At 39.4% G+C, this 22,532-nt stretch carries 25 protein-coding genes; 5 read left to right on the top strand and 20 right to left on the bottom strand.

What is annotated here, in order from left to right; all coding sequences use genetic code 11:
- Positions 1 to 71: 71 nt before the first annotated feature.
- The 11 genes from ACNHOZ_RS14030 to ACNHOZ_RS13980 all read right to left on the bottom strand — a co-directional run bounded on the left by ACNHOZ_RS14030 (position 72) and on the right by ACNHOZ_RS13980 (position 9,570).
- Positions 72 to 830, bottom strand: coding sequence for a carbon-nitrogen hydrolase family protein (locus tag ACNHOZ_RS14030; RefSeq protein ID WP_255899523.1), 759 nt, complete (start codon positions 828 to 830; stop codon positions 72 to 74).
- 96 nt (positions 831 to 926) lie between these two features.
- Positions 927 to 1,841 (bottom strand): N-acetylmuramic acid 6-phosphate etherase, encoded by a 915-nt coding sequence (gene murQ / locus ACNHOZ_RS14025; protein ID WP_098626060.1) that lies wholly within the window; start codon positions 1,839 to 1,841, stop codon positions 927 to 929.
- A gap of 35 nt (positions 1,842 to 1,876) precedes the next feature.
- The gene (locus ACNHOZ_RS14020) at positions 1,877 to 2,770 is read right to left on the bottom strand and encodes a BadF/BadG/BcrA/BcrD ATPase family protein (RefSeq protein WP_255899518.1); all 894 of its coding nucleotides are present in this window, start codon (positions 2,768 to 2,770) and stop codon (positions 1,877 to 1,879) included.
- Positions 2,771 to 2,774: 4 nt separating this feature from the next.
- Complete coding sequence (locus tag ACNHOZ_RS14015; protein WP_098626058.1) at positions 2,775 to 3,863, bottom strand: DUF871 domain-containing protein; 1,089 nt, start codon at positions 3,861 to 3,863, stop codon at positions 2,775 to 2,777.
- On the bottom strand, positions 3,860 to 4,195 hold the full coding sequence (locus tag ACNHOZ_RS14010; RefSeq protein WP_013055725.1) for a PTS lactose/cellobiose transporter subunit IIA: 336 nt from the start codon (positions 4,193 to 4,195) through the stop codon (positions 3,860 to 3,862). The genes ACNHOZ_RS14015 and ACNHOZ_RS14010 overlap by 4 nt, the downstream gene beginning before the upstream one ends.
- A gap of 17 nt (positions 4,196 to 4,212) precedes the next feature.
- Positions 4,213 to 5,358 (bottom strand): anhydro-N-acetylmuramic acid kinase AnmK, encoded by a 1,146-nt coding sequence (gene anmK, locus ACNHOZ_RS14005; protein ID WP_255899511.1) that lies wholly within the window; start codon positions 5,356 to 5,358, stop codon positions 4,213 to 4,215.
- A 1-nt stretch (position 5,359) separates the two neighbouring features.
- A complete protein-coding gene (locus ACNHOZ_RS14000; protein WP_255899508.1) occupies positions 5,360 to 6,676 on the bottom strand; it encodes a 6-phospho-beta-glucosidase in 1,317 nt (438 codons plus the stop codon).
- A 16-nt stretch (positions 6,677 to 6,692) separates the two neighbouring features.
- Positions 6,693 to 6,959 (bottom strand): hypothetical protein, encoded by a 267-nt coding sequence (locus tag ACNHOZ_RS13995; protein WP_255899505.1) that lies wholly within the window; start codon positions 6,957 to 6,959, stop codon positions 6,693 to 6,695.
- A 54-nt stretch (positions 6,960 to 7,013) separates the two neighbouring features.
- The gene (locus ACNHOZ_RS13990) at positions 7,014 to 8,315 is read right to left on the bottom strand and encodes a PTS sugar transporter subunit IIC (protein WP_033578207.1); all 1,302 of its coding nucleotides are present in this window, start codon (positions 8,313 to 8,315) and stop codon (positions 7,014 to 7,016) included.
- A gap of 80 nt (positions 8,316 to 8,395) precedes the next feature.
- On the bottom strand, positions 8,396 to 8,701 hold the full coding sequence (locus ACNHOZ_RS13985) for a PTS sugar transporter subunit IIB (protein ID WP_028412249.1): 306 nt from the start codon (positions 8,699 to 8,701) through the stop codon (positions 8,396 to 8,398).
- Between the two features lie 14 nt (positions 8,702 to 8,715).
- Positions 8,716 to 9,570, bottom strand: a complete 855-nt coding sequence (locus ACNHOZ_RS13980; RefSeq protein ID WP_033578206.1) for a MurR/RpiR family transcriptional regulator — start codon at positions 9,568 to 9,570, stop codon at positions 8,716 to 8,718.
- 216 nt (positions 9,571 to 9,786) lie between these two features.
- Between ACNHOZ_RS13980 and ACNHOZ_RS13975 the strand changes: the two genes are divergently transcribed.
- From ACNHOZ_RS13975 to ACNHOZ_RS13965, 3 genes are all read left to right on the top strand, one after another.
- On the top strand, positions 9,787 to 11,337 hold the full coding sequence (locus ACNHOZ_RS13975; RefSeq protein WP_255899500.1) for a glycoside hydrolase family 10 protein: 1,551 nt from the start codon (positions 9,787 to 9,789) through the stop codon (positions 11,335 to 11,337).
- An 89-nt stretch (positions 11,338 to 11,426) separates the two neighbouring features.
- Positions 11,427 to 11,918: an NUDIX hydrolase gene (locus ACNHOZ_RS13970; RefSeq protein WP_028412246.1), complete on the top strand. Its 492-nt coding sequence runs from the start codon at positions 11,427 to 11,429 to the stop codon at positions 11,916 to 11,918.
- A 140-nt stretch (positions 11,919 to 12,058) separates the two neighbouring features.
- Positions 12,059 to 12,241, top strand: a complete 183-nt coding sequence (locus tag ACNHOZ_RS13965) for a CsbD family protein (RefSeq protein ID WP_014461302.1) — start codon at positions 12,059 to 12,061, stop codon at positions 12,239 to 12,241.
- Positions 12,242 to 12,271: 30 nt separating this feature from the next.
- On the opposite strand, the gene ACNHOZ_RS13960 is transcribed toward ACNHOZ_RS13965, so the two are convergent.
- The 3 genes from ACNHOZ_RS13960 to ACNHOZ_RS13950 all read right to left on the bottom strand — a co-directional run bounded on the left by ACNHOZ_RS13960 (position 12,272) and on the right by ACNHOZ_RS13950 (position 13,924).
- Positions 12,272 to 12,931 carry a haloacid dehalogenase type II gene (locus ACNHOZ_RS13960; protein ID WP_028412245.1) on the bottom strand — a complete coding sequence of 220 codons (660 nt, stop codon included), beginning with the start codon at positions 12,929 to 12,931 and terminating at the stop codon, positions 12,272 to 12,274.
- Between the two features lie 129 nt (positions 12,932 to 13,060).
- Entirely contained in the window at positions 13,061 to 13,534 is a 474-nt protein-coding gene (locus ACNHOZ_RS13955; RefSeq protein WP_028412244.1) for a hypothetical protein, read from the bottom strand.
- Positions 13,535 to 13,756: 222 nt separating this feature from the next.
- Positions 13,757 to 13,924, bottom strand: coding sequence for a hypothetical protein (locus ACNHOZ_RS13950; protein ID WP_014461305.1), 168 nt, complete (start codon positions 13,922 to 13,924; stop codon positions 13,757 to 13,759).
- Positions 13,925 to 14,072: 148 nt separating this feature from the next.
- Here ACNHOZ_RS13950 and ACNHOZ_RS13945 point away from each other — a divergent pair, with 148 nt between their 5' ends.
- Positions 14,073 to 14,522 carry a staygreen family protein gene (locus ACNHOZ_RS13945; RefSeq protein ID WP_028412243.1) on the top strand — a complete coding sequence of 150 codons (450 nt, stop codon included), beginning with the start codon at positions 14,073 to 14,075 and terminating at the stop codon, positions 14,520 to 14,522.
- A 26-nt stretch (positions 14,523 to 14,548) separates the two neighbouring features.
- On the opposite strand, the gene ACNHOZ_RS13940 is transcribed toward ACNHOZ_RS13945, so the two are convergent.
- The 6 genes from ACNHOZ_RS13940 to pgsB all read right to left on the bottom strand — a co-directional run bounded on the left by ACNHOZ_RS13940 (position 14,549) and on the right by pgsB (position 20,935).
- Positions 14,549 to 16,111 (bottom strand): gamma-glutamyltransferase family protein, encoded by a 1,563-nt coding sequence (locus ACNHOZ_RS13940; protein WP_034269815.1) that lies wholly within the window; start codon positions 16,109 to 16,111, stop codon positions 14,549 to 14,551.
- Positions 16,112 to 16,234: 123 nt separating this feature from the next.
- Positions 16,235 to 16,438, bottom strand: a complete 204-nt coding sequence (locus tag ACNHOZ_RS13935) for a CapE family protein (RefSeq protein ID WP_014461308.1) — start codon at positions 16,436 to 16,438, stop codon at positions 16,235 to 16,237.
- 20 nt (positions 16,439 to 16,458) lie between these two features.
- Positions 16,459 to 18,021 carry a gamma-glutamyltransferase family protein gene (locus ACNHOZ_RS13930; protein WP_028412241.1) on the bottom strand — a complete coding sequence of 521 codons (1,563 nt, stop codon included), beginning with the start codon at positions 18,019 to 18,021 and terminating at the stop codon, positions 16,459 to 16,461.
- Between the two features lie 29 nt (positions 18,022 to 18,050).
- Entirely contained in the window at positions 18,051 to 19,247 is a 1,197-nt protein-coding gene (locus tag ACNHOZ_RS13925; protein ID WP_028412240.1) for a CapA family protein, read from the bottom strand.
- Positions 19,248 to 19,287: 40 nt separating this feature from the next.
- Entirely contained in the window at positions 19,288 to 19,737 is a 450-nt protein-coding gene (gene pgsC, locus ACNHOZ_RS13920; protein ID WP_013055707.1) for a poly-gamma-glutamate biosynthesis protein PgsC, read from the bottom strand.
- Between the two features lie 16 nt (positions 19,738 to 19,753).
- Complete coding sequence (pgsB, locus tag ACNHOZ_RS13915) at positions 19,754 to 20,935, bottom strand: poly-gamma-glutamate synthase PgsB (RefSeq protein WP_014461310.1); 1,182 nt, start codon at positions 20,933 to 20,935, stop codon at positions 19,754 to 19,756.
- Positions 20,936 to 21,843: 908 nt separating this feature from the next.
- Between pgsB and ACNHOZ_RS13910 the strand changes: the two genes are divergently transcribed.
- Positions 21,844 to 22,497, top strand: coding sequence for a hypothetical protein (locus tag ACNHOZ_RS13910; protein ID WP_028407688.1), 654 nt, complete (start codon positions 21,844 to 21,846; stop codon positions 22,495 to 22,497).
- The last annotated feature ends 35 nt before the right edge of the window (positions 22,498 to 22,532 follow it).

The following is a 22,532-nucleotide window of genomic DNA, read 5'->3' as shown; positions in this document are numbered from 1 at the left end:
CGTCATAAGGAGAAATAACCAAAGGATTATCAAAGCGCACATGCTAATTTAACTAGAGAAAATAAACTTTTTTACAATAGTAAATTTGATAACAGACGCTGAGCTAACAGCCGGTTAGCTTTGCCGGGCTCTATCGTATACGTTAGTAGTTCCTGTTTTTCAGCTTTCGCTTTTATCAAACATTCACCCGTTGGAGAAAGAAGAGAAGTCGTGCTTTTTTGGCTCTCTAAGGCATAATTCACGCTTGCAAAGTAAATACCATTCTCCGTACTTCTTGCAATCATTGCATAATCATAAAACTTCGGATCTGGTACTTCACCAGTAAACTGTGGATGAAACACAATGCTTGCTCCTCTTACAGCAGCCCATCGAACAGTTTCAGGATAGCGCCATCCCTCGTGGCAAATAACAATACCGAATTTCACGCCGTTTATTTCAAACAACTGGCGGCCATTTCCAGGCTTATAACCAAATTGATCTTCTGCTGGATCGATTTGATTTTTAGTTTGATACCCTAATTCTTTTCCATTTTCATCAATTACAAAAGCAGTTAAATGCATTCCAAGTTCGTCGCGCCATTCCAGTGGTAAAATTACGTTGAGCTTTAACTGTTTGGCAAGAAACTTAACTTTATAAAGCGCATTTTGTTGAATTTCGTGATTGTATGTCTCAACTTCAAAACCAACTCCTCTAAGTCCCGGCACAATTGATTCTGGAAAACATACAAGGTTACATCCTTCTTCTGCTGCTTGTTTCATACAATTTTCTACCGTTGCTACACCCTCTGCGGCTGACTTTGGAAATCTCACTTGCGCTAACCCAATTTTCATTCATTGCTCCTCCACTTCCAACATCATAAAAAACTCATGCTACTAGCGTAACATGAGTTTTTTATCTTTACGTAAATAATTTAATTTGCTGGCGGCTTAATCTTTAATCTGCTGTTCCTTTGCTTCTCCAATCGCTTTTTTTAAATGTCCGTCATGTTTATCAAGCAGCCGGTGCACTTCATCACCTTCTATAGAAGTAAGAAGCGCAAGGATAGCGGCTTTTGGCGTTTTGTATGTTTGTAAACTTTCCGCTGCCTCTTCTGATGAGACGCCTGTTAGTTCTGCAATAATATTTTTAGCACGCTGTACGAGTTTATCATTAGTCGGCTGTACGTCTACCATTAGATTGCTGTAGACTTTACCGATTTGAATCATAGAAGCGGTCGTCAGCATATTAAGAACAAGCTTTTGAGCAGTTCCGGCTTTCATTCTTGTAGAACCTGTTACAACTTCCGGCCCTGATTCTGCTACTATTGCATATTTTGCTTCTTGTTCCATAGCTGATTGAGGAGAATTTACAACGCAGCCCGTTACTGCCCCCAGGCTGTTTGCATACGCAAGCGCTGAGAGTGTATAAGGAGTTCTTCCACTTGCAGCTATCCCTACAAGAATATCTTTATTTGATAAATTAATCGCTTTCAAATCTTCTATCGCTTGTTTCTTATTATCTTCTGCTCCTTCTAACGCATGCCGGAGCGCCTTGTCTCCCCCGGCTATGATCCCAATTACTTGTTCGGCAGGTGTACCGAATGTTGGTACACATTCAGATGCATCTAACACGCCTAGCCGCCCGCTTGTACCTGCTCCGATATAAATCAGACGTCCTCCTTGTTTAAAAGCACTGACAATTTCATCTACTAACAGAGCAATAACAGGCAGCACCTTATTGATTGCCTGAGGCACTTGGTGATCTTCTTCATTAATTTTTTTTACAATTTCCAGGCTTGATAATTCATCAATGTTTAACGTTTGCGGATTGCGTTTTTCTGTTAAGATATGATTTAAGTTCACTGTGATCCCCTGCCTTTTCCACGATCATTTTTTCTCTATTGATACTCTTTCATGAACAGCTGATAAGCTCCTTTAGCAGATGATACTCGCTGTGTTGCCCACTGGATATAGTTTATTTCTTTTTCACATGTTTTTTTATAAACATTAAACACTTCTGGAACTTCCGTTAAAATGCTGCCTTTGCATGCCAGCAAGCAGCTCCCTTCAAACCGCTGTTTCTTATACAAATGAAGCGTCATGTTTGCAAGGTTCTTTCCAGCCCGTTGAAGAATGTCACTTGCTTCTTGTTTATGATTTCTTGCTTGCTGTACAACAACCGGAGTGAGTGAAGCAACTTCTGATTTAGGAGATGAATAGACAAGCTTTTTTATATCGTGTATGGTATCTGCTTTTACATGTTGCAAGATTGTCTGACTAAGGCTGCCGTACGGACGGTTTTGATCATGCTCTTTCGTCAGCAATATCAGTGCTTGAAGACCAATCCAATATCCGCTTCCTTCATCTCCAAGAAGGTGTCCCCACCCTCCACCGTATTCATACACTCCATCTTTTTTACCAATGCTGACGGCTCCAGTTCCTGCAATGGTTAAAATCCCTTCTTTTCCATGCAGTAGTGCTTCATGTGCAATCATGGCGTCATCATATAAACCTACTTCTACGTGATAACGATTATAAAAATATCTTTTTATTTCTTCTTTGGATAATGCTTTACTTCCAGCAAGTCCTAGTGAAATGCCTTTGCATGTATGACCAGCAAGCTCAGTTTTGCACGCCATAATACATTCATCAATATGAGTAATAGCCGTATTGTAATTAATGAGTAAATTGCCGTAACCGCTTTTTGAAGCAGCGAGCTGTTGGCCGTCTAAGCTGTACGCAACGGCTTCTGTTTTTGTTCCCCCGCCGTCAATACCAATAATATAGTCCATTTCATCACCGCTCACAAAAAGCAAATTTATCCCATGGCTGCAGTTCATTTAATAAGAAAATTTCCTCTTCCGCAATGCGGCCTACTACGTTTGTTTTACCTGAGTTCTCCATGTCTAACAGCGCAATTTGCAGCTCTCCTTTGTACTGACCGTAGAGTTCATTTTCTATTAAAATATCGCCTCTTCGAATGGAAGGAGTATGCGTAGGCTTGAATTCTTCTTTTTTATATTTTACTCGGCTTTGCGTAGAGCGAATTAAATAATCCGATACGTCTCCGCGGTAAAAATGAAACTCTTCTAGCACAATTTTTTTCTCAAGCTCGGTAATCGTATCATACAGGTTCACATTAAAGGTAAAGCGCTCTTGCTGAACAACATCACGCAGCGCCTTCATTTCTTCTTCCGATGCATAAGCATTCGCAATGATTGCACAATCAATTAATCCCGTTTTAAAAAGATGCTTAGCCTGCACGTCGATCGGAAGCGTGCGATGCATTTCAAGCGTACAAAGCCCTTCAGTAACAGGCCACGGTCCAAAAGTAGCGCTTGGTGAATTAATAAACGCTGCTGTTTCAAGGTTATGTTCTTTAAACAACGCTGAACACTTCATAAAGTGATCATACGACAATCCCGCATATCGATGAGGATAGAAGTTGTGCGACCCCAATAGCTGTTTTCGATTCGGCTGGTAACTTAAAATATTATCAACATACTTTGTTGCATTACTCATATTAATTTCAATTTTTAAGCCGTATGGATTAAAGGTCATAATGGACTCTTCATTTCCCGTATAGCCTAGATCAAGACGAATAGCATAAGCCCCTAATTCTTGAAAAAAAGATAGATCATCATAAGAAATGCCAAGCGCTCCAAATACGCGAGGAGCGATATCCACTACTACTTCCATCTCTAGCTCATTGGCAAACTCAATGATTTCTTTAAAATTTGCCATTACTTTTTTCTGATCGCCTTCAACAGAAAGCAAGCACGTAAAAATGCGGGTAAATCCGTATTGATGCGCAAGTGCTATATACGCTTTATCTTTTTCCACAGTCGAATGTTCCGGATAAATCGCAATACCTAGCTTTTTCATTGATTTTCGCCTTCTTTTTTAAATTTTTTAATAAGCTTAATCATATGTTCAATTAATTTTTGCTCTGAAATAGCCGTCATTAAATGATCTTGTGCGTGAATTAAAAGCAGCGACTTTTCAATTGTTTTTCCGTTCAATTCACGTTGAATAAGCGCAGTTTGCGTTTTATGAGCATGACTGAGCTCTTCTTGAGACTGCTTTAAAAGTTCGTCAGCTTTATTAAAATCATAATCTTCAGCTGCTTCTAACGCTTCATATGCCAGTGACCTAGCATTTCCTCCGTATGCAATAAGTTCAAAAATTTCATTTTCCATATTTGCTGCTTCTGTCATTTCTTCCATCCCCTTTTTTATAGTGGTGCAGGCGTAATGTTTCCTAATATTACAGGAGACAAAGCACCGGTTGCACTTGGTACATTGCTTGGATAACCTGCAAGTGTTTCATTTGCGAGCACCGCAAAAGCTACGGCTTCTTTTGCTTCTGAAGACATCCCTATTTCTTCTTGTGTATACACGCTGCAGCGCTTCCCTAGCTTGGCTTTAATCATATTCATCAGCGTATTGTTATAACTTCCGCCTCCTCCAATAATCACTTCGTCAATAGAATAGGCGGGAAAAATAAATGTTTCATAGTGATGTACAATGGATGATGCCGTGAACATGGTAATCGTAGCTAGCAAATCTTCTTTTTTATGGTTGCTATATTTCTCTAGCAGTCTCCTTGTGTACTGTATACCGAACAGCTCTCTTCCCGTCGATTTAGGAGGAGAAAGATTCATGTAATCATGGTTCATACAGTCTTCTAAAAGCTCTGAAATAATAGTTCCTCCAGCTGCTAAACGTCCATTTTCATCAAATGAAACATGAAAAAGCTGCTGACACGCTTCATCTATCATCATATTTCCCGGCCCCGTATCAAAAGCTACTACGGGTATAGGAGAGTGTTTTGGCGGAATCAACGTTACATTCCCAATACCTCCAATGTTTTGAAGCAGCCTTGTACGGTCAGCGTGGCTGTACAAAATTCGTTCGGTGTGAGGAACTAACGGAGCACCTTGCCCGCCCGCTGCCATGTCCATCACTCTGAAGTTTGCCACTACCTTCGTTTTAGTTTCATAGGCAATAACAGCGGGCTCTCCAATTTGGAGTGTAGACATCGCTGTATTTCCTGAAGCATACGGCTGATGGTAAATGGTTTGACCATGCGATCCGATGACATCTACTTGTTCAAGAGAAAACCCGGCTTCTTGGCACACTCTTTTCACTGCATCTGCAAACGCGTAGCCAAGTTTAAAATTCAAGCTGCAGATCAGCTGTACATTTGAATGTTCGAGAGAAAGCGCCTGTTCAATTTCTTTTTTTAACGGCGGTGAAAACGGCATGGTAATGAACTGAAGAAGTTTAACTTTACTTCCATAGCCGCTTCCTTCAATCTCCACAAGAGCTGCATCAATTCCGTCCAGTGACGTTCCTGACATAAGTCCAACAGCATACATACTACGCATTCACTTCCTTAAAAAAAGCGGGTAAATACTTGCGATGAGCTTGAAGCAGTTCGTCTAACACTGACTTAGCCAGTTCGTCACTTGGAACAAGCGGATTAATGGTCAGGGCAACCAGCGCTTTTTCGTAAGATCCTGTAACCGCGGCTTCTGCTCCTACTCGTTCAAACGATTTAATTTGCTGTACGAGTCCATTCACTTCTACCGGAAGTTCACCGACAGCGAGTGGTACTGGTCCTTGCTTTGTTACCACACAGTTTACTTCAACCGCAGATTCGTTTGGCAGTGAAGAAATGGCGCCATTATTTCTTACATTTAATGTTTGAATATCACCTTTATCGTTATAAATGGATGAAATTAAATTACATGCGGCATCGCTGTAGTAAGCGCCTCCTCGTTTTTCCAGCTGCGGAGGCTTACTTTCTAGATTTGGGTTTTTGTAGAGTTCAAAAAGCTCGGCTTCTAATGCTTTGACCACTTCAGCGCGCGTAGTACCTGACTGAAAGGCCAGAAGCTCTTCTGCTACTATTTCTTTTGTTTTATAGTAGTAGCGGTGATAAGGACATAAAATCACGCCAAGAGCTTCCAAAAAATCCGGTTGCCACGGAATAGGAGCTATGTTTCTCATTGTTACTTGAGACTTTGGATCACTTAAAAGTTGAATGACTTCTTGCGTTACTTCCTTTCCTTTTGCATACACATGCAGCCCATATACCAAGTGATTTAACCCTGCAAATTCAATGTGCACATCTTCTTTTTCGATTTGAAGCAAGCTGGCGATTGAGTTTGTCATATGTACAGGCAGGTTACAAACTCCTACTACTTTAGAATGCTTTCCGTAGCGAAGCAGCGCCTCCGTTACCATACCGGCAGGGTTTGTAAAATTAATAAGCCAGGCGTTTGGACAAATTTCGTGTATTTCCTCGGCAATCTTCAACAAAACCGGGATTGTTCGCAAGCCCTTAAATAATCCTCCCGCCCCGTTTGTCTCTTGACCAACCATTCCGTACTTAAGAGGGATGCGTTCATCTTGAATACGCGCATCAAGCTGGCCTACTCTAAGCTGTGTCGTTACAAAATCAGCATTCATTAACGCTTTTTTTCGATCAAGCGTTAAATGAATTTCCATATCAACACCTGCTTTTTTGACCATTCTTCTAGCAAGTGCTCCTACAATTTCAAGCTTCTCTTTTCCTTCTTCAACATCTACAAGCCATAGCTCTCGAATTGGAAGCTCATTATATCGTTTAATAAACCCTTCGACCAATTCCGGTGTATAGCTTGATCCTCCCCCTATTGTCACTACTTTCATTTTTTGACCCTCCTTGTTAAAAAACGGCTAAATATGTAACGGCTGTGCACCCTGCCCCGAGCAAAATAAAGCGTATACAAACAGCGGTTTTAGATAAAGCTGCTGTCGAAAGCCGAATAGAAATAAATGTTGTAAGCAAAGCTGCTGACAGACTTGTAATGGCAAATAAACTATGCTGCGCTGACAAACCAGCATACTGCAGCAAAGGTGTAAAAATAACGTTACAAAGAACCATGGTCAACAGAAATAAAAACACGGTTTTATATCGAAATCGAACAAACATTGATCTTCACTCCTATTAAAGAGATAGAAGCCAAACAAGTTGGCTTCTCTTTCTTTACATTTGAACTGAGCTATCGGATGGTGTAACCGTTGCTTCATCGCTTCTTTCCATTTCAACCATCTTTCGGTCGTACATTTTAAAGAACGGAAGATAAATCACAACAGAAATAGCAATATTGACAACGACCAGTACAACCGCCCGCCAGTCTCCTCCGGTCGATAGATATGCCCCAATCGGCGCCGGGAGCGTCCAAGGAACCATTACGTATGTTGGAGTAATAAGGCCTGTCGCCGTTGCTGCGTATGAAATGATCGTTGTAATAATCGGGATGATAATAAAAGGAATAATTAAAATAGGATTTAAGACAATTGGCAAACCGAAAATAATTGGTTCGTTAATATTAAAAACCGCTGGAATAAAAGATGTTCTAGAAAGCGCTTTCGAATATTTAGATTTTGAGAAAAACAGCATTGCTAAAGCAAGGCCTAGCGTGGCTCCAGATCCTCCGATCCAAACAAACCATTGAAAGAACGTTTCGGGTGCAATATACGGGAGCGTTGAAGCTCCGTCTGCTACCGCTTCAGCATTTTTCGCTAAATATACTTCCCATACAGGCCGTGCCACTGTCCCAACAACTGAGACGCCGTGAATACCAAATGACCAGAAAAACGTAATTAAGAAAACCGGTATTAATACTCCTGCTAAACTATCTCCTGCCTCTACAAGCGGAGCAACTAGTTTATCAACTAAATGATGAAGATCGATACCTAAAACAATTGTAATAATGGTCATAAGTACAACAACAATCGCAACTGGAATTAGCGCTTCAAAAGACCTCGATACCGAAGGTGGCACTTGCTCCGGCATTTTAATGGTGACATTTTTCGCTTTACAAAACCTGAGAATCTCGACTGATAAAATCGATACAATCATCGTCACAAATAAACCATGTCCTCCAAGGTTGGTCATTGGAAGCATAAACCCTTCTTCTTCAATCAGCTTTGGAGTCACCGTAAGAAGTAGTGCAGCAACTGCAATTTGTGCTCCTGACAGCGGATCGAGATTATAGCTTTTGGACAAGTTATACCCTATCCCAAAGGCTATATATAAAGACATAATAAACATCGTTACGCGATACGGTATTAAAATGTTGGCGCTGTTATCAGCTGCCCATTTCGCAATTGTGCTATCTTGCGGCACAGGCGGAAATGCTAAAATTAAGAAAAAACTTCCGATAATGATAAATGGCAAAGCGGAAATAACACCATCACGAATGGCTTGAAGATGCCGCTGTTCTGATAACCTGGCCATAGGTCCCGATAAATTGTTCTCTAAAAACGACACAAATTTGCTCATATACCCTTTCCCCCTCTATATTCTCCCCTTGTGTAATAAACCCCTTATTTATTTAAAAAGCAGGAAGAAACCTGCTTTCCTTAGCTAACGAGCTGTTGAACCGTTTTATAAAGCGTCGGACCTCCAAGCGGCGTATAAGCCTGCGGCGGAATGGGCCCGCATGGAACAGAAGCTTTATCCGCTTCCGCTTTCACTGCGTTAAACCGGTGACGAATCTGCGGTGCAACCATTACAACGTCCCAGCCCTTTTGAATTTCCTCTGCCACTTCATTTGTCCCAATTGCCAGCACTTCCATATCCGTTCCGTGCTTTTGTGCTTCTGTTTTTAATGCTTTCACCACAATCGCACTTGACATTCCTCCAGAACATACAAACAATACCTTCATTTTCTCATTTCCCCCTACCTCTTAATTTTTTGAATTACATTATGTGTATCGATTATGCGTTCAAACACTTGATTGCCTTTTTGAATACATAACCGTATAAACATCGCATCTACAATGGCTAGCTGAGCAATACGAGCGCTCATCGTTCCAATTCGAATATGCTGCTCTTCTACTGAAATAGTCAGCAGAATATCAGCTAATCTAGAAGCTGGAGATGATCCGTGCTGCGTTAGCAAAATAACCGCTGCCCCTTTATCTTTGGCTATTTGCATCAGCTCCACCACTTCTTTTGTTTGACCGGAAGTCGATACTACAAACAGCACGTCATCTTTTGTCATATTCGTAGCCATCACCATTTGAACATGACTATCTAATGAAAACAGCGCTGAAATATCAATTCGAAGCAGTTTATACTGCGCATCGAGCGCAACTACAGATGATCCCCCTGCTCCGTATAAAAACACTCGTTTCGCTCTATGAATAGCTTCCGCAGCTGCATCAATTGCAGAAGAGCTCACTAAACGACTCGTGTTCATAAGTGCGCTCATACTTTTGCTCATGACTTTTTCAAGCACGGCTTCGGTCTCATCTTCAAAATTAACTGGAAGATTCGGCAGCTGCTCGTTATTCACCTTATGGGCATCTTTTGCTAATTCAATCTTTAATTCTTTAAAACTATTAATCCCTACACGCTGACAAAAGCGGATAATCGTAGCTTCGCTGCACTGACACTGCTTAGCTAGCTGTTTGGTCGTTAAGTTCAACGTGGTCGTAGGATTTTCTAACACGTAATCAGCTACTCTTCCTTCAGCAGGACTGTAATGATTCATTTGTGCATCGATTAAAGTAAGTACGGAAAATTGGCGCATGAATTCCTCCATCGTTAAGTAACGTATTTCTAAAATATTCTTTAAATTACCATTATTATATTTTTTCTGAAGTTTAATTTCAATATTTTTCTGATATTTTTAAAACTTTATTTTATTTTTCAGAATATTTTATCAAAACCTATTGTGAATATAACGACCGCATGCTATATTATGAAAGAAATTTTATCTCAACCAAAAAAAGAAGGAGGAACGAACATGCATATAAAAAAATGGATTGGAGGCATCTTGTTTTTGCTGCTGTTTTGTTCGAGCACATTACCTGCTAAAGCAGACGTACCTACTACGTATCAAAAACGGGAGCTTCGAGCGGCTTGGATTGCAAGCGTATACAATATTGACTGGCCTTCTCAGCCTGGTCTTCCGGTTGAGCAGCAAAAAAAAGAGTTTACCTATTTGCTAGATGAAGTACAAAAGATGGGAATGAATGCTGTGGTCGTTCAAATTAAACCTACCGCTGATTCCTTTTATCCGTCGAAATATGGCCCGTGGTCAGAATATTTAACGGGTACACAAGGTAAAGATCCCGGCTACGATCCTCTAGCTTTTATGGTGGAGGAAGCACATAAGCGCAACTTAGAATTCCACGCATGGTTTAACCCTTACCGCATTACCATGAATCATACTGATTTAAACAAACTTGCCGATAATCATCCTGCCAAACAACATCCTGATTGGGTCGTCTCCTATGGAAAACAACTCTACTACAACCCAGGTATTCCCGAAGTAAAAAACTTTATTATTGAAGAAGTGCTCGAAGTCGTAAGAAACTATGATATTGATGCTGTTCATATGGATGACTATTTTTATCCTTACAAAATTGCAGGTCAAATGTTTCCGGATCAAAAAACATATGAAACCTACGGTGCTCAAACGTTTTCGAATATTGAAGACTGGCGCCGAGACAATGTTAATCAGCTTGTTCGAGATTTAAATACGGCTATTAAAAAAACAAAATCATACGTGAAGTTTGGCATCAGTCCGTTCGGCGTGTGGAGAAACATCGCTAATGATCCAACTGGCTCTGAGACGACTGCTGGACAAACAAACTACGATGATTTGTATGCTGATACGCGTACGTGGATTCAAAATGGATATATTGATTACATCACTCCGCAAATTTATTGGAATATTGGATTTGAACCCGCTGCTTACGATACGCTGCTCAACTGGTGGAGAGATGAAGTTCGCGGAAAGCCAGTTCACCTTTATATTGGACAAGCTGCTTATAAAATTAATAACAACGCGGTGGAAGCATGGTCTGATCCCGATGAGTATCCAAGGCAAATTGCTCTGAATCATCAATTTCCAGAAGTACACGGGAGCATGCATTTTAGCCTGAAAGATTTGAACCGAAACCCGCTAGGAATAAAAGATAAGCTGCAAAACAATATTTATAAACATCCTGCTCTTATTCCGGCAATGCCTTGGCTTGATGATACGGCTCCAAAAGCACCAAAATTAAAAAACGCGGGCCCTCATACGAAAGAAGCGGCGTTTGAAATTCGAGATCATCAACAGAATGATTCCGCCTATTATGCCATTTATCGCTTCCAAGGCAATAAACGAGGTGACATCAACAACGCAGAAAACTTACTGACAACCGTTCGGAAAACAGGAGAAACACAATTATTTGTAGATCAAAGCGCACTCAAAAATCAAACATACACATATGTTGTAACCTCTGTTGACCGTTTGCATAACGAAAGTGCTGTTTCCCGTACGCTTACTGTAAAAGCACCTCATTAAAAAAGGTTCTATAACAAAATGTATGGTAGGATAAAGAAATCAAATGATGCTTTACCAAGCCATTCTGTTATAGAAAGTAGTGAAAAAAGATGGAACCAAACTATGATCGCGCCTTTGGCGTATATGGAATTTGTATGCGAGATGACAAGCTGCTTGTTATTCGAAAAAATAGAGGGCCGTATATTCATCGCTTTGATTTGCCAGGCGGACAGCTAGAACACGGTGAAACATTAACAGATGCGATGAAAAGAGAATTTAGTGAAGAAACTGGCTTTGAAATTACTATTATTTCTCAAGCAGGTACAACGGATTTTCAGTATCCCTGTAAGTGGAAAGAATTTACTCATGTACATCACATTGCTGTTTTTTATTACGTAGACATTGCCGGCGGTGAGCTTCTTTCCAACCCCGTCCAGTTTGAAGGACAAGATTCTTTGGAAGCATTGTGGATTGCACCGCAAGATCTTAACATCGATAATGCTTCTCCTCTTGTTCTAAAAGCAGTGGAATCTTTAAGCTTATTATCATGGCCTTATGAATCTCAGATTTATGATGAGTGGGAACTTAAAACCTCCGAATGATGATAGTGACTAAACAGTACTTCTAAATATCGCAGGCTTAGCTTCTGTTTAGGCCAAAATCAGAAAATATGTTTAATTTCTTTCTAACGGTGGAATAGACAAGTAACACTACTTAATCACTAATAGAAAGGAAGATTAAAATGAGTAAAGGTTTAGGAGATAAAGTTAAAGGAAATGTATCAAAAGCTAAAGGTGAAGTAAAAGATCAAGTCGGAAATGCAACGAATAACCGCGATCTTCAGCGTGAAGGAAAAGCTGAGAAAGCAAAAGGAAATGCTCAAAAAGCAGTAGGCGAAACAAAAGATACATTTAGCAATAAATAAAAAAGGACGAGCTTAATGCTCGTTCTTTTTTTATTTAATAAGCTGATTTAAGCTTTTAATGATTACGTTTGGCTGCAACTCTTTATGCTCAGCTACATTTCCTTTTCGGTTAACCCAAGCCGTTGCGAACCCGTAGTTTTTAGCACCGGCAATATCCCATGTATTCGATGACAGAAACAATACTTCTTCTCTTTTTGCATTCATTTTATTTTTTGCATAATGATAGCTTGCCATTGTAGGCTTGTACTGTTTGATTTCGTCTATGGAAATAACGTCTTCAAATAAATGATTCATATTGTGATAAGAAACAAGCGGATCAATCATATGCTTAGGACCATTCGTAAAAATAGCCAGACGATATCCTTTTTCTTTTAAATAGGCGAGCACCTCTTTGACCTCATCGTAGACATTCAGCTTCATGTAAGCACTCATCAGCATTTTTTCTTCATGTTCCGTTAAATCAATATCATTTGCTTCTGCTGCATATTTCAGGGATTGATTTGTTAATGTATAAAAGTCAACGTATCGTCCCATCAGCTGATATTGCATTGCATATTCAATTTGCTTCAAACGCCATAAATGGCTAATACTTTCTCCTCGTTCCGGATACAGCTTATCACACGTTTCAATAACGGTATGTACATCAAACAGTGTTCCATATGCATCAAATAAAATCGTTTTAAATTTCATCTGTGTTCGCCTCCTTCTTTCATTTTACCCACTCGTAAAAAAACATAACGTTTTTTCTGTTAAAAAAGAGGCATATTACCAGCTGAAGTATGCTCATTTCTTATGAAGATAAAAAAACAGCAGGCTCTCCTACTGTTTATAATCCCACACGACTTTCCATTCTCCTTTTTCACGAACAGCATACACTTTCTGCACCAAATCAAAGTTTCCATATTTCCCTTTATACGTTTGGATAACGGTCATTTCGTAAACAACAGGAAACGCTTTACGATCATTTTCCATCTTCCAGCTCTTTCTTTTTTCAACATCTTCAATGGAATACGTAAAAGTGTCTACTCCGAAATGATTGAGAAATACGTGTGCTCGATCTTGTATGTATGCACCTTTTGTCCACTTCTTTTTCATGGACGAATGAAAAAGGTTCCATGATTCCGAAAAGTTCCCTTCCTGTTCTAGCGTATAAAATTCTTTTACAGCAGATTTGGCTTGATGACTCGGAGAAAAGAATGTAAATTGAAACATCCAAATTCCCAGCGCAATCAAAGCAAGAAACACAGCTACTCCTAAACTTCGCTTCAAAAGCAGTGTTTTTTTTCGATACAAGTAAAAAGCCCCTTTATCAAAAATGCAGTATACAACAGCTTATTCGATATCAGGGCTTTTTAGTATTGCCGAACTAAACTTATCGGACATATCCTCAAAAAAGAGATTGAGACATAACTACGCACATGAAATCTACGTTCACCTTAACCATAAAAGATCCGAACAATTCATCGTTCGGATCTTCCTTCAACTAAACTACGTTTGTCCCAGCCTCTTTCTGCGCTATACAATGTGAAAAGCCATTTGCATGGCTGCTAAAAAGCCCACGAACACAAGGCCCGTCACGAGACCCTCTTTCCAATCTGGCCGGTCTCCTCGAACAAATTTAGCAATATCATACGATAGCATGGCTGCTAAAAAAATCGTTAAAACAATATACAGCGGCTCCATCTTCTATCACCCACTATTTCTTTTCTTCAGTGTAACAACTTTTTCATAAGTATGCATGTAAAAAAAGCAGCTTAAAATTCTTGACGAATGTGTGAAATTTCTCTTTTTTATGCATAAACTACTTAAAAGCGTGAAAGGAAGATGCCCTTTGTCTGCTTTTAATCCTCAGCAATTTAGCGTCACATACCGGCAAGGAAGCACGCCCACCTTTCCTTTTATTGGGCGCCGCTATACGCTCACCCATTCTGAACAAACAGACGATTTATTTCTTTGGATCGACGAAAAGTTTGCTGTTGATCAATTAAATGAGCAGCGAAATGAGCTTTTTGCCGAATGGCTCCACAAAGACGGTGTTGATACGCTGTATGTATACGTATTTATTGGAAATGAACACACGGAAAAGTCTGTTCAAGCCATACGGTATGCTATTTTCAAACAAGAAATGCCTTACTTACTAAAAGCATTGCGTTACGGTGATGCCACGTTTTTCAACGCTCACCCTGCTTTAGATCGTTCCCCCATTTACGTACATTTTCATTCCAGTGACAAAGAATTTCATTCCATTCGATATTTTCAAACGCCTTCTCACTATGCCTAAGCATATGAGAAGGGATCTTTACTTCGTTAATCTCCTGTTTTCCAAACTCCATTTCTTCTAGGGTCTCCCGCCCCTTCCATTTGTTTATCTTGAAAATTAATGGTTAACGCTTGGATACCTCCATAAAAGACGTCGCTTTCCTTTGTTTCTATCCGAAACGCAGAAGGGATATTTTTTGTATCTAAATCAGGCTCTATATAAATAGTCGAATCGTCAAAAATAAATCGCGGTTCATTTACAGCTTCTTGAAGCGGTTCATTTCCTTCAAGATTTTTAGAAAGTACCTGAGTTAAAATTTGAGGAATCCGCGTTCCGCCAGGAGAACCTATTCCCATCGCCCACTCGCCTTTTTCTCTTATAATAGTTGGAGCTGTAAAGGTTCTTGCTCTTTTTCCTGGCTCACGATTATTCGGTTCTTTGCTTCCAAACGTATCAGCATTGTTATTAAGAAAAAAACCGTCAACTTGTTCGCCTGTACCAAAGAAGTTACTTAACGTATTGGTTGTTGATACGACGGTTCCTTCTGAATCAATAACTACAAAATGTGTTGTACTTTCGTGTTCTTCATCCCCTTCACCTGAAGAACTTGTCGGGTGATTGACCAGGTTTGTTATATAATCATCACTAACTAACTCACTTGAGTTTTGATTATGAAAGTCAGGATCGCCGATTTGTTTTAACCGGTCGGAGTAAGCTGCTTTTTTAATTCTGTTCATCGTTTCGTAATAGTCTTTGTCAGGCATTGTTTCAAGATTTTCTTTCTCTGCCATTTTTAACATTTGAATCAGTGTAATCCCGGAAAAAGGCGGAGGCGCTGAAATCACTTCCGTTCCATTGTAAGCAGAAACGACAGGCTTGGTTTCTGTCACTTGATAGGAAGATAGGTCTTTTTTAGAAATAGGCGTTGCATCAGCAAGATCTTGTGCCAAATCTCCTTTATAAAATGCAGATGCACCTTCTCGCTGAATCTTAATTAACGTTTTAGCCAACACTGGCTGGGACAGCGTTTCTCCTTCTTCGATTGCTTCTCCCTTCGGATAAAAAGCAGATAGATCATCCACATCCATCCTTCCTCTAGAATAATACAATCGCGAAGATAAAAGAGAGTCTACTTCAAACCCTTTTTCAGCGTATTCAACGGCCGGCTGAATTAAATCACTCATTGATTTTGTGCCATACTTCTGCTGAATATATTCCATGCCAGCCACAAATCCCGGCACGCCGTTTTTACCGCTCATAGAAGTTGGAGCGGTTTCCCGGTAATCGATAAAGGTAGCAGGCTGATCTTTTTTGGCAATCAGCATACCTCCACCTCCGCCAATTCCGGATCCAAAAGGTTCGACTACGTTGAGGGCATACGAAATAGCAATGGCCGCATCTACTGCATTCCCGCCTTCTTTTAATACGTCCATCCCTACATTTGCTGCCAGAGAATTCGATGAACTCACACCATAAGAATGATCATTATTTTTTTTAAGCAGCTTTTTAGGACTAAGATCTGTACTCGATTGAGTCATAAAAAAAGCGGCTATAACCCCGATTAACAACAAAACAGCAACAATATTAAATAACAGTAATTTTTTATTCACACATTCCCCTCCATTTTTACTTATATGTATATTTTGTGAAGCGCTTTCATTTTTATCCATAAATTAAATTGCACACAAAAAAGACATCGCCCCGGACGATGCCTTTTTATTACTATATATGTTTTATTTCCCAGAAGCTGCTGCAGCATCATTTACTGCATCTGTAGCAGCAGATTTTGTTTGTTCAATCATTTTTACGTTATTTTCGATTTTTTGCTGTTCATCTGTTGAAAGAGTAGCCGGATGTTTTAAAGCTCCAAGTCCTGCTACTACTCCTGCTACAATAGCAATTGGTCCTACAATCCCTACGATACGTTTTGCGATCATTTTCTATTCCTCCAATTAAATTAGTCTGTACTTTTTTCCCATAAACCGTGGCGGCGCGGATCAGCGTCACCTTGAATTTTATTTTTCTTTAAGTCTTTCACAAGAGCTTGAACGCCTCCGTAAAACATCGCGTTATCATTGTTTTTTAAGTCATAGCCGTACGTTTTTAAACCATCTTTAGTTGACTGTTTAAGCTTAGCTTCTGAATAAAACTTATGAGAATCAAAAATCACACGCTTGTTTTCTACTGCCTTTTTAATGGAATCTTTGTCCTCAAAATAATCCCCAATTACTTGCGTTAACACTTGCGGAATACGATTTCCTCCCGGTGTGCCAATCGACATTACCCATTCATCACCTTCACGAATAATGGTAGGGGCTGTAAATGTTCTTGGACGCTTACCAGGTTCACGCTTGTTAATTCCTTGTCCAAACGTATTGAGCGTATTATTCAAAAAGAATCCATCTACATATTCACCGCTGCCGAAGAAATTACTCAGCGTATTCGTTGTCGATACAACGGTTCCGTCACCGTCCATCACAACAAAATGAGTGGTACTTTCATGTTCTTCGACGTCGCTTACTTTGGTGTGATCTGTTTCAGTATTATTTAATTTATTACGAAGTAAATGCACGTAATGATCGTCGATCCAATCATTTGGCGTTTCTTTTATAAAAGCCGGATCGGCAATTTTCTTCAAGCGGTCTTGATAAGCTACTTTTGAAATTTGACCAAGAAAATGATAATAAAGACTAGGATGCGATTCCTTCAGCTTCCAAATATCTTCTTGATCCGTCATTTTTAACATTTGAATGAGCGTAGCACCAGCAAAAGGAGGAGGTGCTGAAATAATTTGATGACCTTTATAATTAGTTGATAGAGGTTTGCGCTCAACAGGCGCATACTTTCGCAAGTCTTTGTGACTTACTTTCGTTTCTTCTGTAATATCGTCTGCAATTTTCCCTCTATAAAAAGCATTTGGCCCTTCTTCCTTAATCTTTTGCAGCGTGTTCGCTAATTCATGCTGTTTGACAATTTCACCTGTGTTAATGGCGTCTTTATCTGGGTAAAAGCTAGGAATTTCATCTTCATTCACATTACCTTTGTATGAAACCAGCCTATCGTGCAAATCTTTGTCCACTTTGTACCCCTTCTCGGCATAGTTAATGGCCGGGTCGATTAGTTTGCTCATCGACAGAGATCCGTAGTGGTGCTGAATATAATCCATACCAGCGACGAACCCTGGTACGCCAATCTCATCTTCTTTATCATTCTTAGGTGCAATTTCTCGGTAGTCAATAAATGTTGGAGAGGCATCTGCTGGATCAATCAGCATTCCGCCGCCTCCCCCAAGTCCTGATCCGTACGGTTCCACAACACCAAGCGTGTAGGAAATGGCAATAGCTGCATCAACTGCTGTACCGCCTTGTTTAAGAATTTCCATACCTACTTTTGTGGCGCGAGGATCTGAAGTACTTACTGCATATTCTTGTTTTGGAAACATAAATTGATAAACACATACACCTACTATGAGTGAAAAGATGACAATGGAAACAATAATCGTATTACGTTTATTTATCATCTTTTACCTCCTCTGTGTATGACGGGCTATTAGTTAGCTTGTGCTTCTTTCTTTTTGCGCTCCTCTGCATGTTTTATAATGCGAGAATGATCTAAGTTTAATTCAAACTTGTTTCGTTCTTTTTCTAACAGTTCAGGGTTTGAAGAAAACTTGTTTAAATCGTTATAAATACGCTTCATGCGCCAAGGGTTATCTGTTGGAGTTGGTGTACCTGCTTTAATAACCATTGGAATAACATCAATTTTAGCTTGGCCCTGCTTGTTTAAATGATACTGAACCATCGCTGTATTTTTCGTACTTGACCACCCTTGGTCAAAGATAAAGTTTCCTAGGCTATAGAAAATAACCGAACCTTTATATACGTCATATGACTGTAGAACGTGCGGATGGTGACCGATGATAATGTCCGCACCAGCGTCTACCATCGCTTTTGCTAGTCCTTCTTGACGAGGACTTGGCTGTGCATCGTATTCTTCACCCCAGTGGGCATTTACTACAACTAAATCAGCATTTGCTTTCGCTTGCTGGATCGTGCTGAAAATAAGATCCGGATCTGCTTTTAAAATACCTGGGTTGTTTTTTCCAGCGGACATTCCGTCTGAATGTACATCCGTAAACCCTACGGTTGCAATGCGGATGCCGTCAGCATCTTTATATGAAATATGCTTTGCTTCTTCAGAGTTACGGCCAGCACCAACAAAATCTAATTTGTTTGCTTCAAAAGTAGAGATCGTATCTTCTAACCCTTTTGCACTGTAGTCCATTGAATGGTTGTTCGCTAAGTTTAATACGTCGAAACCCGCATTTTTAACGGTCGCTAGATCAGCAGGCTTACTATATAAATGAATACCTTTTTCCATTGCTTTATATGAATCTACGTCGTTTGTTAAAATCGGCGTTTCGTAGTTCCCGCTTACGTAATCCGAATTTTTAAAGAACGGCTCCACGTTGCGGAATACAAAATCTTCTCCGTAGCGTTCAGTTACTTCTCTTACATGGCGACCCATCATAATGTCTCCGACCATAGTCATCGTTAAATCATTATTGGCCTCTGGATTAGCCGTCTCAGGGTTTTCAAGAGCGTCCGAACGCTCCATCCATCCTGAAAGAGCTAAAATTACGATTAAAATTGGCGTTAAGATAAGAGCTTGCTTGCCCGTTGTAGGCTTTGTTTTCTTTATAAACATCAATACTTTTTCTTGAAAGTTTAATTTTTTCTCTTTCAACGCTTTCACCTTCCTTTACCAGCTGCGGTTTGTTTGTGTATTAAAATAAATAATAAACTTGCATAATTCCAAATGTTACACCACTTAATAAAACCGTTGTTCCAACTGTTAAAGGAAGACCTTGCTTTTGCATTGTATTTGCAATTAAGCCCGGTACAATGATACCAATTCCGCGTAATTCAAACACTTCAAACGGCAAGATCGGGAAGAAATAATCAAATGCAACTTTAATCACAATACCCGTAATTAACATCGCTGTAAATTTGCGACGTCCATATAAAATAACTACTTTTGAGATTCCGTACACGACGATAACATACGTTAAAATACTAATTAAGAAAATCATTAAAATGGTAATTGGCTGATCAAATACAAGAGCTAAATACCCCGGTACGATAAGACCGGCTGGCAATACGCCCGTTTTTTCTGTAAAAATTAAGCTTAATGTAACCCCTAACACAAGGGCAATATATAAATCTGATCCGAACATGAAATGGCCTCCTAGATTAAACTGCTTTTCTCATCTTTTTCATTTCAATAATAGCTTCAACAAGCGGCTCGGCTGAACCGTGGATATTTCCGACACCGTATACGATACGATCTTTTAAATAAGGCTTCATGCGCTCTAAAATTTCTTCTGTAGAAGCGCCTTCCATATCCCAGAATTCTTTTGTTGGCAATTCGCCTCTTTGGTGTGCAGCAGCGATTGGTGAGGTCGTCTGACCAATTGCAATCATTACATCCGCTTCAATGTATGGCATTACATCTTCAGCAAATTGCTCGGTGCGATCTACACGGTCCGGACGGCAGTTCATAATGACAATAGGAAGCTTTTCACTATAGTTCATTGAATCTACACGTTCCCAAATACGAAGCGTGGAAGAAGCGTCGTTGGCAGCAAATCCATTCACTAAAAATGCTGGATTTTTTTCATCGCCAAATGTTGTAATTCTCATAGCTCCTGGGTCAGGCTGGGCATTTAACATTCCTCTCATCGCTGTTTCAGCATCGATGCCAAGTGCTTCTGCTACTGCTAAACCGATGGAAGCATTATCAGGGAAAACCATATAATCAAATTCACGTAAATACGCTTCAGATACTTTATCATTGTCAGCTACAATAACCTTTGTGTTGCGCTCTGCGGCTATTTTTTTATAGTATTCCAAATATGGACCTTCAATTGTAACAAGGTGGCCATCATAAGGAATAGTAGCAGTGAACGCTTGAGCAACTTCATCTAGAGTTGGACCCATTACATCCATGTGATCTTCTAGTACGTTTACAATAACGCCTACCTTGGCTTGAATCAGCTGATTTTGGAATGTGATTTGATAATCAGGCTGTACCGCCATACATTCACAAATAAGAGCTTCCGCGCCAATATCGGCAACTTCATTTACCACTCGTCGCTGTTCTCCAATGTTCGGACCTTCTTTACGACGAATAATTGGTTCTTCTTCACTTGTATGCCAGTAGATCATACGCGCTTGTGTTCCTGTCGTTTTCCCTACTGTTTTGTAACCTGCTTCTTTTACAATACCTGTAATCAATCGTGTAACGGTGGATTTTCCGCGAATACCATTAACATTCACTCGTACAGGAATTGAATGCAGCTTGCGTAAATGTCTGCGATACTCCCAAACGCCATACCCTACTAAAAATAGGCAGCATAGGATAATTAAGATCATGTTTCATTCTTCTCCTTCCAAACTTCTCCTGTTGGATACGTTATGAATGCTTTTGATTCATAATGATAGATATACGATTTCATAGTTTCACTCCCTTTATATATGTATGGGAGCTAATCAATTAACAGCGCTAGCATGCTGCTAAAACACCTGCTTTGAAAAATGGACTCGAGTACCAATTTCAACAGCTCTAAAACTATCATCTGCGCTCATTAGTGGTCAATAGCTCAAATGTTATATATTCTTACAATTCCGATTGTCTATTTACAGAATTAAAAACTCATCGTTTTATTTAAAATTTACAGAATAGGTCTAAAGTTTATTTACCTAGAAAAATCCCATCGATACCTTTTTTTACCATAACAACAGGAATATTTTATACATCACTCTTACAATTAACACACGGAAATATTACGTAATTAAAAATTTCTTAACTTTAGAAAACGTTTTGTAATATAAAGGTGGAATAAAAAATAGTTTATCCCATTAATTCCTTTTTATGGATATACCAATTGAATTTGTCTAACAACCGTACTTGTGAGGATGATAGATAGATATAAAAGTAAAAAAAATACATTTATTTATCATTTTCTGCTTACATTTAACTTACTTAAATAGAAAGGACATTAAATATTTTTTTCTAATTTTATAAGCATTTAGACTCAATATGCACCTAGTGCTTTTGTTGTTATTTTATAGATTTCCTTTATTTAATAATCAATTCAGTAAATCTAAATCTCTTGACTATGGCCTCTTTTCCTATTTTTATTTCAATATTTTCTGAATCTTTCTACCGATAAAGGCATCTTTTGTCCGTTAAGATTGCCTAGAAAAATGCATGATTTCTCACTTTTTTGGCATATGATGTTATCATAAAAAAAAGAAGTATCATCAAAAGGAGGAAAACAATGGTTGATACAATCCTTTATTTTCTATTTTCTTTTTGCTACATTGTCCTGTTTTTCTTTAGCATATATGTAGTACGAAAAAACACTTCGCCGTTTTACATGCTCTTTCTTCCTTTAGTAATAGCTGGACTAATTTACGATAATGTAATGATTGGGATTGGTTCATTTATCGGTGAAGGCGATACTTTACGTTCACTCAGCATGCTTCGCTTTTGGTTTCACGCTTTATTTACCCCTACTTTGGTGCTCTTTGCGTATGGCGTAGCGAAATATTCGACGATCACATGGGCCAAAAAACCTGTTGCCGGCATTCTTTTTTTGCTGACTACGTTTGCCTTAATTAGCTATGAAATAATCGAGACGATTAGTCAGCGTATGGAAGTTGTACGTGAATATGGCATTGTTCGCTATACATTAGTGGGATCGTCCGGTCCCCCTCTTATGGTTCTTATTGTGGCGATTATTTTGCTTTTCGTTGGAATTTCTTTATTTCGCAAGACCAGGTGGAGCAGCATGATGATTGGAGTAGCCGTGATGATTGTAGGAAGTGCCGTGTCAATTCCTATACCAAGCACAGCCGTAACAAATACGTTTGAGCTTATTTTTATCTTTTCTTTATTTTTAACTCAGCGTCATTTAGTAAAAATACATTAAAAAGAAGCGATTCCCTTGCTTCTTTTTTTTATATT

Source organism: Priestia sp. D51, from assembly GCF_053345675.1.
Note: the sequence above shows the minus strand (reverse complement) of the source record. Positions and strands in the feature narration are given on the sequence as shown.

Excerpts from the sequence above, each read along its gene's own strand:
- ACNHOZ_RS13985 (WP_028412249.1), bottom strand. The coding sequence starts at position 8,701 with ATGAAGGTATTGTTTGTATGTTCTGGAGGAATGTCAAGTGCGATTGTG.
- ACNHOZ_RS14010 (WP_013055725.1), bottom strand. The coding sequence starts at position 4,195 with ATGACAGAAGCAGCAAATATGGAAAATGAAATTTTTGAACTTATTGCA.
- ACNHOZ_RS13965 (WP_014461302.1), top strand. The coding sequence starts at position 12,059 with ATGAGTAAAGGTTTAGGAGATAAAGTTAAAGGAAATGTATCAAAAGCT.
- anmK (WP_255899511.1), bottom strand. The coding sequence starts at position 5,358 with ATGTATGCTGTTGGACTTATGTCAGGAACGTCACTGGACGGAATTGAT.
- ACNHOZ_RS14000 (WP_255899508.1), bottom strand. The coding sequence starts at position 6,676 with ATGAAAGTAGTGACAATAGGGGGAGGATCAAGCTATACACCGGAATTG.
- pgsC (WP_013055707.1), bottom strand. The coding sequence starts at position 19,737 with ATGTTCGGATCAGATTTATATATTGCCCTTGTGTTAGGGGTTACATTA.
- ACNHOZ_RS13960 (WP_028412245.1), bottom strand. The coding sequence starts at position 12,931 with ATGAAATTTAAAACGATTTTATTTGATGCATATGGAACACTGTTTGAT.
- ACNHOZ_RS13930 (WP_028412241.1), bottom strand. The coding sequence starts at position 18,021 with ATGATAAATAAACGTAATACGATTATTGTTTCCATTGTCATCTTTTCA.
- ACNHOZ_RS13910 (WP_028407688.1), top strand. The coding sequence starts at position 21,844 with ATGGTTGATACAATCCTTTATTTTCTATTTTCTTTTTGCTACATTGTC.
- ACNHOZ_RS13990 (WP_033578207.1), bottom strand. The coding sequence starts at position 8,315 with ATGAGCAAATTTGTGTCGTTTTTAGAGAACAATTTATCGGGACCTATG.
- pgsB (WP_014461310.1), bottom strand. The coding sequence starts at position 20,935 with ATGATCTTAATTATCCTATGCTGCCTATTTTTAGTAGGGTATGGCGTT.
- ACNHOZ_RS13980 (WP_033578206.1), bottom strand. The coding sequence starts at position 9,570 with ATGCGCCAATTTTCCGTACTTACTTTAATCGATGCACAAATGAATCAT.
- ACNHOZ_RS14020 (WP_255899518.1), bottom strand. The coding sequence starts at position 2,770 with ATGGACTATATTATTGGTATTGACGGCGGGGGAACAAAAACAGAAGCC.
- ACNHOZ_RS13950 (WP_014461305.1), bottom strand. The coding sequence starts at position 13,924 with ATGGAGCCGCTGTATATTGTTTTAACGATTTTTTTAGCAGCCATGCTA.
- ACNHOZ_RS14030 (WP_255899523.1), bottom strand. The coding sequence starts at position 830 with ATGAAAATTGGGTTAGCGCAAGTGAGATTTCCAAAGTCAGCCGCAGAG.
- ACNHOZ_RS13970 (WP_028412246.1), top strand. The coding sequence starts at position 11,427 with ATGGAACCAAACTATGATCGCGCCTTTGGCGTATATGGAATTTGTATG.
- ACNHOZ_RS14015 (WP_098626058.1), bottom strand. The coding sequence starts at position 3,863 with ATGAAAAAGCTAGGTATTGCGATTTATCCGGAACATTCGACTGTGGAA.
- ACNHOZ_RS13975 (WP_255899500.1), top strand. The coding sequence starts at position 9,787 with ATGCATATAAAAAAATGGATTGGAGGCATCTTGTTTTTGCTGCTGTTT.
- ACNHOZ_RS13995 (WP_255899505.1), bottom strand. The coding sequence starts at position 6,959 with ATGTTTGTTCGATTTCGATATAAAACCGTGTTTTTATTTCTGTTGACC.
- ACNHOZ_RS13935 (WP_014461308.1), bottom strand. The coding sequence starts at position 16,438 with ATGATCGCAAAACGTATCGTAGGGATTGTAGGACCAATTGCTATTGTA.